This window comes from Streptomyces sp. NPDC057486 (assembly GCF_042802415.1).
Taxonomy (GTDB): Bacteria; Actinomycetota; Actinomycetes; order Streptomycetales; family Streptomycetaceae; genus Streptomyces; species Streptomyces yanii.
On record NZ_JBHVEE010000013.1, the window covers coordinates 55,591 to 68,580 of the forward strand.

Below are 12,990 nucleotides of genomic sequence, written 5' to 3' on the forward strand. Positions count from 1 at the left end.
CACGGCCAGAAGCCATGTGCATGGCCGTTCGGACGCCCTGGCATTCTTCGGGGCAACGGGAGACCTGGCGTACAAGCAGGTTTTCCCGGCACTGGCAGCGCTGGTGGCTAAGCATCGGCTGGATGTGCCGCTGATCGGGGTGGCCAAGTCCGGATGGGACCGAGACCGACTCATCGAGCGGGCACGGGACAGTCTCGCCCACCACGGAGGTATCGACGCGGAGGCCGCGGAGCGGCTGTACGGGCTGCTGCGCTACGTGGACGGCGACTACAACGACCCTGGGACATTCAAGGCACTCCGTGCCGAACTAGGTGACGCCAGAGCTCCGCTGCATTATCTGGCGATTCCGCCGGCGCTGTTCGGCACAGTGATCAAGGCCCTGCACGAGTCCGGATGCGCCGACGGAGCCCGCGTGGTGGTGGAGAAGCCGTTCGGCCACGACTTGGCGTCGGCCCAGGAACTGAACACCACCTTGCACCGAGTGTTCCCCGAGTCCTCGATCTTCCGCATCGACCACTACCTGGGCAAGGAGGCGGTACTCGGCCTTCTGTACTTCCGGTTCGCCAACTCCTTCCTCGAGCCGATCTGGAACCGCGCCTGCGTGGACTCGGTGCAGATCACCATGGCCGAGGACTTCGGCGTGGCCGGCCGGGGCGCCTTCTACGACCAGACCGGGGCGATCCGAGACGTGGTGCAGAACCACATGCTCCAGGTGCTGTCCCTGGTGGCCATGGAGCCCCCTGCCGGATACGGACACGAGGACATCAGGGACGAGAAGGCAAAGGTGCTGCGCGCCATGCCCCCGCTGCGGCCGGACGATGTCATCCGCGGCCAGTTCGCCGGTTACTCCGATGAGCCCGGGGTGGCTGAGGACTCCGCCGTGGAGACGTTCGTGGCACTGCGGGCGCACGTCGACACCTGGCGGTGGGCCGGGGTGCCCTTCTTCATCCGGGCCGGCAAGCAGCTGCCGGTCACCGCGACCGAGGTCCTCACCCGGTTGCGCCGGCCTCCGAAGGCCATCGCGGGTCACGGCGAGGACGCCGGCGAAGCGAACTACGTGCGGTTCCGCTTGAGTCCGGACATCGCGATCTCGCTCGGCGCCAGGATCAAGGCGGCAGGGGAGACGATGACCGGCACGGACATCGAACTGGCCCTGCACGAGCAGCCTGGGCCGGCCGGGCTGGCACCCTACGAACGATTGCTCGGCGGCGCAATGGACGGCGATGCCTCGCTGTTTGCCCGCGAGGACGAGGTGGAGGCCGCGTGGGCGGTGGTCGACGCGGTGCTCGGCGACGTCACCCCGCTGCACGGCTACCAGCCCGTCACGTGGGGCCCGGAGCAGGCCGCGAACCTGACAGTCCACCATGCCGGCTGGCACGATCCCCCCTCCGGGCAGGCTGGGAAATGAACAGCGCCGGGAACTGGGACCTGGCCGCGCGTCAGCCGGAGCAGGACGCGGAAAAGCGGGCCGGGGCGCAGCATCGGCAGCGTGGCCGCCCTTGCGCGACACCGCTCGGACAGCCACCTTCCGCGTGACCACAGCCGGAGGAGCGTGAACCACCGATGACCGACCAAGCAAACCAGCTCGCCACGGACGATGCGGACCGGCGCAGCGTCGACACGATCCGCACCCTGTCCATGGATGCGGTGCAGGCAGCGGAGTCCGGGCATCCCGGCACCCCGATGGCGCTGGCCCCGGTGGCGTACTGCCTGTGGCAGCGGCACCTGCGGTTCGATCCAGCCGACCCCATCTGGCCGGGCCGGGACCGGTTCATCCTGTCCAACGGCCACGCCTCGATGCTGCTGTACTCACTGCTGCACCTGACCGGGGTGCAGGCGGTGAACCCGAAGTACGAGGCCACCGGCAAGCCCTCGGTGACGTTGGAGGACATCAAGGCGTTCCGACAGATCGACAGCCGCTGCCCGGGGCACCCGGAGTACCGGTGGACCTCGGGTGTCGAGACCACCACCGGGCCCCTGGGCCAGGGGGTGGCCACCAGCGTGGGCATGGCGTCCGCGGGCCACTGGCTGGCCGAGCGCTACAACAAGCCGGGCTTCGGGCTGTTCGACTACGACGTGTACGCGCTGATGGGCGACGGTTGCATGATGGAGGGAATCAGCAGCGAGGCGGCATCGCTGGCCGGGCACCTGCGCCTGGACAACCTGTGCTGGATCTACGACAACAACCACATCACGATCGAGGGATCCACCTCGCTGGCCTTCTCCGACGACGTCGCCGCCCGCTTCCAGAGCTACGGTTGGAACGTCACCCGGGTCGGCGACGCCAACGACCTGGACCTACTGTCCAAGGCCTTCGACGTGTTCAAGGCGACGTCGGGGCGGCCCACGCTGATCATCGTGGACACCCACATCGGCTACGGTGCCCCGCACAAGCACGACACCGCCGCGGCACACGGCGCGCCACTCGGCGAGGACGAGGTCCGGGCCGCGAAACGGTTCTACGGCTGGCCCGAAGATGCTCACTTCCTGGTGCCGGACGGGGTGTACGAGCACTTCCAGGAGGGCATCGGCCGCCGCGGCGCGGAACTGCGGGCGGAATGGTTCGCGATGTTCGAGCGCTACCGTGAGGCTCACCCGGATCTGGCCGACGAGGTATACCGGATGAGCCACCGTCAGCTGCCCGACGGCTGGGACTCCGGTCTGCCCACCTTCCCGCCCGACCCGAAGGGACTGGCCAGCCGGCAGTCTTCCGGCCAGGTGCTCAACGTCCTGGCCCGCAACGTCCCCTGGCTGCTCGGCGGAGCCGCCGACCTCTACCCCTCGACCAAGACCCGGCTCACCTTCGACGGCGCCGGGGACTTCGAGGCGGACAGCTACACCGGGCGGAATTTCCACTTCGGCATCCGCGAGCACGCCATGTGCGCCATCGCCAACGGCATGGCGCTGACCAAGGTGCGGCCGTTCGCCTCCGGGTTCCTCATCTTCACCGACTACGCCCGCGGCGCGATGCGGCTCACGGCACTGATGGAGGTCCCGGTCGTCTACATCTGGACCCATGACTCGATCAGCCTGGGCGAGGACGGTCCCACCCACCAGCCGATCGAGCAGATCGCCTCGCTACGGGCCATGCCCGGCATCCTGGTCATCCGCCCAGCCGACGCCAACGAGGTGGTTGAGGCGTGGCGGGTGATCATGCCGCTGCGTCACGATCCCGCCGTTCTCGTGCTGTCCCGCCAGCCGCTGCCGACCCTGGACCGCTCGCGCTACGCCGCCGCCTCCGGCCTGGCCCGCGGCGGCTACATACTGGCCGACCCCCCTGAGGCGGAACCCGAGGTGATCCTGATCGGCACCGGCTCGGAGGTCGCGCTGTGCGTCGCTGCCCATAAGGCGCTCACCGCGGAAGGCATTCCAGCTCGTGTGGTGTCGATGCCCTGCTGGGAGCTTTTCGAGAAACAGGACCAGGCCTACCGCGACGAGGTGCTGCCGCCGCGGATCCGCGCCCGGGTCGCGGTCGAGGAGGGCGCCGACTTCGGCTGGTCCCGGTATGTCGGCATCGACGGAGCCGTCCTCGGCATGGAGACCTTCGGCGCGTCGGCGCCGATCCAGAAGGTCCAGGCGAAGTTCGGCTTCGAGCCCGCCCATGTCGTCCAGGCAGCCCGGGATCAGCTGGCCCGCCGGCCGTGACCGGCACCGCCCCGGTCGTCCCGTGGAGAAAGGAAGATCCATGAAACAGACTCAGGCCCTGAACGAGGTGGGCCAGAGCCTCTGGCTGGACAACATCACCCGGGCGCTGCTCGACGAGGGCATCCTGGACCACTACATAGCCGAGTACTCGGTGACCGGGCTCACCTCGAATCCGACGATCTTCGACAGGGCGATCGAGGGCGGCCACGACCACGACACAGACATCGCCGACCGCAAGGCTGCCGGAGCCTCCGACGAGCAGGTGTTCTTCGAACTGGCCATGGCCGATCTGCGCCGGGCCGCCGACCTGTTCGCGCCTGTCCACGGCCGGACCGACGGGGTGGACGGCTGGGTGTCGCTGGAGGTGTCCCCACTGCTGGCGCACAACACCGGCAGCACGATCGACGAGGCCAGGGCTCTGCACCGCAAGGCTGCGCGGGACAACCTGTTCATCAAGATCCCGGGCACCGCCGAGGGCCTGCCGGCGATCGAGGAGTGCGTCTACTCCGGGGTGCCGGTCAACGTGACCCTGCTGTTCTCGGCGGAGCAGTACCAGGCAGCGGCCGGAGCCTACCTGCGCGGCGTGGAGCGCCGGATCGCCGACGGTCTGGACCCGGCCGTTGCCTCGGTCGCCTCGCTGTTCGTGTCCCGGTGGGACAAAGCGGTGGCTGAGCATGCCCCTGAGGAGCTGCGCGACCAACTGGGCATCGCTGTGGCCAGGCAGGCCTACCGCGCCTACCGGGAGCTGCTGGACTCCCCGCGCTGGCAACGCCTGGCCAACGAAGGGGCCAGGCCGCAGCGGCTGCTGTGGGCCTCCACCTCGGTCAAGGACCCCGAGGCCCCAGACGTGCTGTACGTGGGCGCGCTGGCCGCTCCGTTCACCATCAACACCATGCCGGACCGGACCCTGGAGGCCTTCGCCGATCACGGGAAGGTCGGCGAGCTGCTGCCTGCCGACGGCGGCGACTCCGAAGAGGTCATCGCGGCCTTCGCCGCGGCCGGAATCGATGCCGACTCGCTGGCAAGGGAGCTGCAGCGCGAGGGCGCGGACACCTTCGTTACCTCCTGGAGAGGCCTGCTGGACCGGATCGGGTCCAGGCACGAGCAGCTTTCCGGGGCGGGCTGACCAGGTCGCTGGCCGGTCCTGTCGAACTGGGTGTCCGGCTGCCTGTTCCGTAAGCGCCCCGTGCGGCTGATCAGCGACCCGCGCTGAGCGGACCAAGGAAAGCTCCAAGACCAGGCATGACACAAGAAACAAGAAGGTGACTCGAGATGCAGATCGGAATGGTCGGGCTGGGCCGGATGGGCGCCAACCTTGTCCGGCGGCTGAGGAACGGGGGTCACGACTGCGTGGTGTTCGACATCAACCCGGCAGCGATGAAGGAACTGCAAGGCGAGGGGGCCACCGGGGCATCGTCCCTGGAAGACCTGACTGCCAAGCTGACCAAGCCCCGGGCTGTCTGGGTCATGGTCCCGGCCGGCGAGATCACCGGCAAGACAGTCCGCGACCTGGCGGACCACATGGAACCCGACGACGTGGTCATCGACGGTGGCAACTCGTACTACCGGGACGACATCGCCAGGTCCGGGACGCTTTCGAAGTCAGGCATCCACTACGTCGACGTGGGCACCAGCGGCGGGGTGTGGGGACTGGAGCGCGGCTACTGCCTGATGATCGGCGGCCCGGACCAGATCGTGGACCGGCTCCGGCCGATCTTCGAGGCGATCGCCTCCGGCGTGGACGCGGCGCCGCGCACCCCCGGCCGGGAAGGCGCCCCTGCGCCGTCAGAACACGGCTACCTGCACTGCGGGCCGGCCGGCGCCGGACACTTCGTGAAGATGGTGCACAACGGGATCGAGTACGGGGTCATGGCCGCCTACGCCGAGGGCCTGAACATCCTGAAGAACGCCAACGCCGGCACCGCGAGCCGCCAGGCCGACGCAGAGACCGCCCCGCTCGAGCAGCCCGAGTACTACCGCTACGACATCGACCTCGCCGAAGTAGCGGAGGTGTGGCGCCGCGGCAGCGTCATCGGGTCCTGGCTGCTCGACCTCACCGCCGCTGCCCTGCTGCAGTCCCCGATCCTCGACGAGTTCTCCGGCCGGGTCTCGGACTCCGGCGAAGGCCGCTGGACCGCGGTCGCCGCAGTGGAGGAAGGGGTGCCCGCGCCCACCCTGGCCACCGCGCTGTTCTCCCGGTTCGGCTCCAGGGATCTGGACCACTTCGCCAACCAGGTTCTGTCGGCCATGCGCAAGGGCTTCGGGGGGCACGCGGAACGGCCGGCCGGATGAGCGGCCGCGATCGCCAGCACCTGGCCCTGCTGTTCGACATCGACGGCACTCTGATCATCACCGGCGGGGCAGGAGCTCGTTCCTGGCGCCTGGCCTTCGACGAGTTGTACGGCATCCCCGCCGACATCGGACAGTTCACCGACATCGGCATGACCGACCCCGACGTGGGCCGTAAGACCTTCGAGGCGGTACTGGGCCGCAAGCCCGAACGGCACGAGTTCGCCAGGCTCCTGGAACGTCGCCTGCACTACCTGCACCGGACCGTGACCGAGTCCGAGCACTACCGGGTGCTGCCCGGCGTCGAAGACCTGCTGCTCGGATTGGTTGACGAGGGCTACCTGCTCGGCCTGATCACGGGCAACCTCGAGGCTGCCGCGCACATCAAGCTGCACCGCGCCCGCCTGAACCGGTTCTTCTCCTTCGGCGGCTACGGTTCGGACTCCAACGACCGCGCCGAGATCACTCGCATCGCGCTGCACCGGGGCTCCCTGGTCTACGGCGAGCACCTGGGTCTGGACCGCTGCCTGGTCATCGGCGACACCCCGCACGACGTAGCGGGCGCGCATGCCGCAGGGGTCGCCTGCGTCGGAGTGGCCACCCACAAGTACAACTCCGCCCAGCTCGCCGAGGCCAAGGCCGATTGGGTCATCGAGTCCTTTGAGGACGGCCTGCCCCACGAGGCACTGGAATGAGCGTCCTGACAAGGAAGCACAGGTACTGCTGTCCCTCGGCCACTGCTCAGGCGGACCTGCTCGGCCGGCCGCGTCGGCAAGGAGAACGCCAGGCGCCTCCTGGACGGCCGACAACGGTGAGCCCAACCTTGCAACGACACCTGCAAAAAATGCCCGATTCAAGCATTTTGGGTATTTTATTTTGGAGTGGCTGGTGGCAGCGGGCCAGGAGCCCGGCCGCCGGGAGAGGAACAGCGCATGCACGGCAGCCGCCCGGAGGCGCACGATTTTCCCGCAGTGACGGCTCCCCGGGCCCATACGGTGCGGGATCTGGATACGGCGGTGGCGACCTGCCGGGCTTGCCCGCGGCTGGTGGACTGGCGGGAGGAGGTCGCCAGGGTCAAGCGCAGGGCTTTCATGGACTGGGACTATTGGGCGCGTCCGGTACCCGGCTTCGGACCGCCGGACGCACCGCTGGTGATCATTGGGCTGGCGCCGGCCGCGCACGGCGGCAACCGCACCGGGCGCATCTTCACCGGTGACCCCTCCGGCGACGCCCTCTATGCCGCCTTGTACGACCTCGGGCTGTCCTCCCAGCCGACCGCCACCCACCACGAAGACGGAATGGAACTGTACGGGGTACGGATCACCGTTCCGGTGCACTGCGCACCTCCCGCCAACCGTCCCACCACCACCGAACGCGATACCTGCCGGCCGTGGCTCGCCCACGAACTGGAACTACTGCGCCCGACCTTGCGGACGTTCGTAACCCTCGGCGCTTTTGCCTGGCAGGCGCTGCTGCCCGTACTGGCCGGCGCCGGATGGCGGCTGCCCCGGCCGCGCCCGGTCTTCGGGCACGGCGCCGAAGCGCTGGTCATCGATCCACTGGGCGAGCGGGAGGTGTGTCTGATCGGCGCCTACCACCCCAGCCAGCGCAACATGTCCACCCGCACCCTCACCCCCGCCATGCTCCGGGACGTACTGCGCCGGGGCGCCGAGGCCGCCGGGCTGTCGACCCGTATCTGAGCGCGGCACGCGGGACGATCCCGCACCGGTGCGCAGCCACTCGACACGCCTGCTCCACAGGGAAGCCGCACGTCGAGGCCGCTGCCACGCCAGCCGTACGGACGACTGGATGCGGCGCCGAGGCGTCCTTGGTGCGAGGGTGGAAGTGCGGTGTAAACCCGCGATCTGCTGGAGGTGTACCGCTGTGACAAGTGTGGATCGTCGCGACATCGGTCTGCTGCTTCTTCGTCTTGGGGTGAGCGGGCCGATGTTCGCCCATGGAACACAGAAGCTCTTCGGCTGGTTCGGGGGTTCCGGCATCAAGGGCGCCGCGAAGTTCATGGAGGAGCACGGCTACAAGCCTGGCAAGTTGAGCGCTCTCGCCGCCGGAATCGCCGAAGCGGGCGGGGGGACCCTGCTCGGCCTCGGTCTCGCCACGCCCGCAGGTGGTGCGGCAGCAGCGGCCGGCATGGCGGGTGCCGCCGCGGTGCATACGTCCCATGGTTTCTTCGGTTACGCCGGCGGCTACGAACTGAACACCATCTATGGCGTTGCCGCCGCCGGTGTCGCTTTGATCGGGCCGGGACGTCTCTCCCTGGACCACGCGTGCGAATATCGTCTGGACCGTCCGTGGATGGCCCCCGCGGCGCTCGCTGCCGCCGCTGTCCTTACGGCAGTCGTGGTGGGGGCGCGGCAGGCAGAGCTGCGCGAATCCCGGAACGCATCCGAGCAGAAGGCCTGAGAGGGTCCAACACCCACGCTCGGGCTGCCGGGACATCGCCGGCAGCGAACAGGCGGAACCTGCACCCTGCGGCTTTCGTGCTCTTGGCACGGGAGGCCGACATGAGCCGCGGCATGCGCGTGCGCAGTAATCGGGATCACACCCACAGCCCAGCTCCCGTGTGTCACGGACACGCGGGAGCCAGTGTCCTGGCGAAACTGCCTTCATGAATCGCGTAACCGACGAGGATCTGGTCCTCATCCCCGGCAACTCCCTGATCACCAAGACCCCGGCGGAAGGCCGCGCTCTGGCGCTCACCCTGGCCCGGCACACCATTCACAACATCCAGCCCGACCTGGATGTCCTCAAGAGCGGGCGGCTCAACTACTCCACCGCTCCGGACAGTCTCCTCCACGCGGCGCAGGTTGTGGCTCTCGAATTCCGGACCATCGCCGCAGCCAACAACTACTGGCGCGATTGACTCCCCCGACGCCCGGCACACCCGGTGCCGGGCGTCGAACCGGGTGCAGCAGGCGCTCAACCTGCCGGCAGATCGATGCGCGTCGACTGAACGAGCCGAGTCGGCCTGCCGCCCCACTGCTGTTCGCGCTCATTGCACGCCCGGAAGGCCGAAATGGTCGGGGTGCGACCAGCCAGTCCCGGCCAGGGCGTGGACGGTGCGTCAGCGCATCAATCGGAACTCCGGTCCTGCTCGGAGACAGCAGCGACGAGCGGTGGACGGTAGCACTGGCTCCGCATCGCCGGTTGAAAATACGGCTCTCCCGTGGCCTGTTGAAGACTGGGGAGATGAACTGTCGGAGATCGCCGGGGAGACGGGGGCCGGACCGCAGGACGGTCCACAACTACCCGCCGGCGCCGAGCCCGACGACCTCGCCGCACCGGCCTGCAAACACGCCAGGATGACGGACCACGGGCCATGTCGACTCCGTCCGACGCCTTCAGAAGGTAGTCCTGGAGCCCGCACGAGCAGCTTCTCAGAGGCGCTCGCTCCGGTCATGGCTGACACCGAGCTCCGGCCACTGGAGGGCGAGTCCGCCGAGCGGCCTCTCATCGTCCGAGCCTGCGCGTTGTCACCTCGCCTGAGCCTGCTCAGACAGCCGACGTCGGCTCGCTGTTTACGGATTGGAGGGATAAAAGGCAACAAAGCGGGCATACGGAGGTCATGCGGAAAGTTGGTCTTCCGGATGCCATACGCGCCTGTCTGTTCGATATGGATGGCGTGCTCACCAAGACTGCCATGGTGCACGACGCGGCCTGGAAGGAAACCTTCGACGACTTCCTGCGGCGCCGGGAGGGCCCCGGTTTCCGGCCTTTCGACGCGGTCGCCGACTACGACGAGTACGTCGACGGCCGCCCGCGCGCCGACGGCGTAAGGGCCTTCCTGGACTCGCGCAGGATCAAGCTGCTGGAAGGCTCGGACGACGACCCTCCGGAGCTGGACACGGTGCACGGTCTCGGCAACCGCAAGAATGCACTGCTGCTGGAAAAGATCCGCACCGAGGGGGTTGAGGCGTACCCGGGTTCCGTCCGCTACGTCGAAGCAGTGCGGGCGGCCGGGCTGTCCACCGCTGTAGTCTCCTCCAGCGCCAACGCCCATGATGTCCTGGCGTCGGCCGGGATCCAGGCGCTCCTCGACGTACGGATCGACGGCGTCATCGCCGCCGAGCGCAAGCTGCCCGGCAAACCGCACCCGGACACCTTCCTCGAAGCAGCACACGACCTCGGTGTCGAGCCCGGCGCGGCCGCGGTCTTCGAGGACGCCCTGGCCGGAATGGATGCCGGGCGGTCCGGCCACTTCGGATACGTCGTCGGAGTCGACCGGGCCGGTCAGGCCGACGCACTGCGCGAGCACGGCGCCGACATCGTCGTGGGGGACCTCGCCGAACTGCTGGAGGACCGAGTGTGATTACTCATTCCGCTTACGTGGTCGAACCCTGGTGTGTGCGAGAGACCGGGCTCGACTGGGATGTTCTGGCACAGAGCGAATCGGTCTTCACCTTGTCCAACGGGCACATCGGTTGGCGCGGCAACCTGGAGGAGGGCGAGCCGCATGGCCTGCCCGGCAGCTACCTCAACGGCGTCTACGAGCGGCATCCGCTGCCGTACGCGGAGGCGGGCTACGGCTATCCGGAGTCCGGCCAGACAGTCATCAATGTCACCAACGGCAAGTTGATCCGTCTGCTCGTCGACGACGAGCCGTTCGACCTGCGCTACGGAGCGCTGCGTTCTCACGAACGGGTGCTGGATCTGCGCAGCGGGCTGCTGCACCGGACCTGCGAATGGACCTCGCCGGCCGGCAAGACCGTACGGGTGCGCTCCACCCGCCTGGTTTCTTTCACCCAGCGGGCCATCGCTGCGATCGCCTACGAGGTGGAACCGCTGGACGACGAGGTAGAGCTCGTTATCCAGTCCGAACTCGTCGCCAACGAGCAACTGCCCACCCTGACCGGTGATCCGCGAGTTGCCGCCGCCCTGGAGTCCCCGCTGCAGTCAGAGGAGCACAGCGCCCATGACCTGCGGCTGCGCCTGGTGCACTGCACCGCCGACAGCGGCCTGCGGGTCGCCGCAGCCGCCGACCACATCGTGCGGGGCCCGGCGTCCACCCAGACCTCCGCCGAGAGTGTGGGCGACGTGGCCCGGCTCACCGTGATCACCGATCTCCAGCCCGGCGAGACGCTCTGTCTGGAGAAGTTCGTCTCCTACGGCTGGTCGGGCGCGCGCTCGCTGCCGGCCCTGCGGGACCAGGTGGAGGCGGCACTTGCGGGCGCTCGCAGCAGCGGGTGGCAGGGGCTGGTCCACCAGCAGCAGGCGTTCCTGGACGACTTCTGGGGACACGCCGATGTTGAGGTCGACGGTGACGCGGAGATCCAGCAGGCCGTCCGGTTCGCCCTCTACCACGTGCTACAGGCTGCTGCCAGAGCCGAGCAGCGGGCGATCCCGGCCAAGGGCCTGACCGGCTCCGGATACGACGGGCATGTCTTCTGGGACTCCGAGATCTTCGTCCTGCCGCTGCTCAGCTTTGTCTACCCGGGCTGCGTCGCCGATGCCCTGCGCTGGCGCCAGGACACCCTGCCGGCGGCTCGGGCCCGCGCCCGAGAGCTTGGTCTGAACGGCGCGGCCTTCCCTTGGCGGACCATCGACGGGGCTGAGTGTTCCGGATACTGGCCCGCCGGCGCCGCGGCCTTCCATATCAACGGTGACATCGCCCATGCCGTGCTGCGCTACGTCTCCCTCACCGATGATGTGGAGTTCGAGCGCGAGACCGGCGTGGAGTTGCTGGTGGAGACCGCCCGGTTGTGGCACTCGCTCGGCCATCACGACTCGAACGGCCGCTTCCATATCGACGGGGTCACCGGGCCCGACGAGTACAGTGCGGTCGCCGACGACAACGCCTACACCAACCTGATGGCCCAGGAGAACCTACGGGCCGCCGCCGATGCCGCCGAGCGCCACACCGAGCAGGCGGCGGCCCTCGGGGTCGATGAGGCGGAGACCGCCGCCTGGCGGGACGCGGCCAAGGCGATGACGGTGCCCTACAACGGCGCGTTGGGCATCCATGAGCAGTCAGCGGGGTTCACCAGCCGCCAGGTATGGGACTTCGCCGCCACTGGACCGGACGACTATCCGCTGATGCTGCACTCCGCGTACTTCGACCTGTACCGCAAGCAGGTGGTCAAGCAGGCGGACCTGGTGATGGCGATGTACCTGCACGGCGACGCCTTCACCCCGGAACACAAGGCTCGCAATTTCGCCTACTACGAGCCGCTCACCGTCCGTGACTCGTCCCTGTCCGCCTGCGTCCAGGCGGTGATCGCCGCCGAAGTAGGACATCTGCGTCTGGCCTACGACTACCTCGGGGAGGCGGCGCTGATGGATCTGGACGATCTGGAGAAGAACACCCGCGACGGCCTGCATATCGCTTCCCTGGCGGGCTCCTGGATCGCACTGGTCGCCGGCTTCGGCGGGCTGCGTTACCACGAGGAAACCGTACGTTTCGCTCCCCGGCTCCCCGAGAAGCTCAGTCGGCTGGCCTTCTCCGTCCATGTGCGGCAGCGGTGTATGCGCGTCGAGATCACCAATTCTCGGGCCACGTACACCCTGGTGGAGGGAGAACCGCTCCAGATCAGACACTGCGGGGAGCTGCTGACCATATCCCGCGGCACCCCGCAGTCACGGCCCGTCGAACCGCCGGCCGCCCTGCCGGAGCCCTCTCAACCGCCCGGACGCCGCCCCGGGCGTCCCTCACCTGCCCGACCCGACGTTGACCGCGGCGCTCTCGGCTCGTGAAGCCATGAGTACCTCGGCAAAAGTCGCGACAGCGCCCGCTTTGGCTACGTTGGCGGCTAAGAGGAGTTCGGGGCTGTCCCGCAATTTCCGGCGGCCGCGCGGCGTCGGCTACGGCGCCTCGCCGTGTTGTGGGAACGCCCGAATACTTCCGGTATGCAGGCGCCCCTCCGCCTTGCGATGCAGCGCATCCGACGCCTCGCGCCGATCCACCGGAGATCACGGAAGCCCTTGGCACGACAGGTCCGCAGGCCCCGGCCGGCTGCGGCCGTTCCCATGGAGTGATGCGTAGTCAAGGGCTGGAACAGAGGGTGAAGCGCATGACAGAACACTACGATGTCATCATCGTCG

Annotated in this window: 10 protein-coding genes; all 10 read left to right on the top strand. The window is 68.4% G+C overall.

The window, feature by feature from the left end:
• The first annotated feature begins 16 nt into the window (after nt 1-16).
• The 10 genes from zwf to ACFU6I_RS09415 all read left to right on the top strand — a co-directional run bounded on the left by zwf (nt 17) and on the right by ACFU6I_RS09415 (nt 12,642).
• Nucleotides 17-1,408 (top strand): glucose-6-phosphate dehydrogenase, encoded by a 1,392-nt coding sequence (gene zwf, locus ACFU6I_RS09370; RefSeq protein WP_384363357.1) that lies wholly within the window; start codon nt 17-19, stop codon nt 1,406-1,408.
• 155 nt (nt 1,409-1,563) lie between these two features.
• Complete coding sequence (gene tkt, locus ACFU6I_RS09375) at nt 1,564-3,645, top strand: transketolase (RefSeq protein ID WP_384363359.1); 2,082 nt, start codon at nt 1,564-1,566, stop codon at nt 3,643-3,645.
• 40 nt (nt 3,646-3,685) lie between these two features.
• Entirely contained in the window at nt 3,686-4,771 is a 1,086-nt protein-coding gene (gene tal, locus ACFU6I_RS09380) for a transaldolase (protein ID WP_384363361.1), read from the top strand.
• 146 nt (nt 4,772-4,917) lie between these two features.
• Nucleotides 4,918-5,937 carry a phosphogluconate dehydrogenase (NAD(+)-dependent, decarboxylating) gene (gnd, locus tag ACFU6I_RS09385; RefSeq protein WP_384363363.1) on the top strand — a complete coding sequence of 340 codons (1,020 nt, stop codon included), beginning with the start codon at nt 4,918-4,920 and terminating at the stop codon, nt 5,935-5,937.
• Nucleotides 5,934-6,629, top strand: a complete 696-nt coding sequence (locus tag ACFU6I_RS09390) for an HAD family hydrolase (protein WP_384363365.1) — start codon at nt 5,934-5,936, stop codon at nt 6,627-6,629. The genes gnd and ACFU6I_RS09390 overlap by 4 nt, the downstream gene beginning before the upstream one ends.
• 237 nt (nt 6,630-6,866) lie before the next feature.
• The gene (locus ACFU6I_RS09395) at nt 6,867-7,634 is read left to right on the top strand and encodes a uracil-DNA glycosylase (protein WP_384363367.1); all 768 of its coding nucleotides are present in this window, start codon (nt 6,867-6,869) and stop codon (nt 7,632-7,634) included.
• Nucleotides 7,635-7,818: 184 nt separating this feature from the next.
• Nucleotides 7,819-8,355, top strand: coding sequence for a DoxX family protein (locus tag ACFU6I_RS09400; RefSeq protein ID WP_384363369.1), 537 nt, complete (start codon nt 7,819-7,821; stop codon nt 8,353-8,355).
• Nucleotides 8,356-8,560: 205 nt separating this feature from the next.
• On the top strand, nt 8,561-8,815 hold the full coding sequence (locus ACFU6I_RS09405; RefSeq protein WP_384363371.1) for a hexameric tyrosine-coordinated heme protein: 255 nt from the start codon (nt 8,561-8,563) through the stop codon (nt 8,813-8,815).
• A gap of 702 nt (nt 8,816-9,517) precedes the next feature.
• Entirely contained in the window at nt 9,518-10,261 is a 744-nt protein-coding gene (locus ACFU6I_RS09410) for a beta-phosphoglucomutase family hydrolase (RefSeq protein WP_384363373.1), read from the top strand.
• Nucleotides 10,258-12,642, top strand: a complete 2,385-nt coding sequence (locus ACFU6I_RS09415) for a glycoside hydrolase family 65 protein (protein ID WP_384363375.1) — start codon at nt 10,258-10,260, stop codon at nt 12,640-12,642. Before ACFU6I_RS09410 ends, ACFU6I_RS09415 begins: the two co-directional genes overlap by 4 nt.
• Nucleotides 12,643-12,990: the final 348 nt, after the last annotated feature.

What these genes read in the sequence shown, in the direction of transcription:
- gnd (WP_384363363.1), top strand. Translation starts at nt 4,918, where the DNA reads ATGCAGATCGGAATGGTCGGGCTGGGCCGGATGGGCGCCAACCTTGTC.
- ACFU6I_RS09390 (WP_384363365.1), top strand. Translation starts at nt 5,934, where the DNA reads ATGAGCGGCCGCGATCGCCAGCACCTGGCCCTGCTGTTCGACATCGAC.
- tkt (WP_384363359.1), top strand. Translation starts at nt 1,564, where the DNA reads ATGACCGACCAAGCAAACCAGCTCGCCACGGACGATGCGGACCGGCGC.
- ACFU6I_RS09405 (WP_384363371.1), top strand. Translation starts at nt 8,561, where the DNA reads ATGAATCGCGTAACCGACGAGGATCTGGTCCTCATCCCCGGCAACTCC.
- ACFU6I_RS09410 (WP_384363373.1), top strand. Translation starts at nt 9,518, where the DNA reads ATGCGGAAAGTTGGTCTTCCGGATGCCATACGCGCCTGTCTGTTCGAT.
- tal (WP_384363361.1), top strand. Translation starts at nt 3,686, where the DNA reads ATGAAACAGACTCAGGCCCTGAACGAGGTGGGCCAGAGCCTCTGGCTG.
- ACFU6I_RS09395 (WP_384363367.1), top strand. Translation starts at nt 6,867, where the DNA reads ATGCACGGCAGCCGCCCGGAGGCGCACGATTTTCCCGCAGTGACGGCT.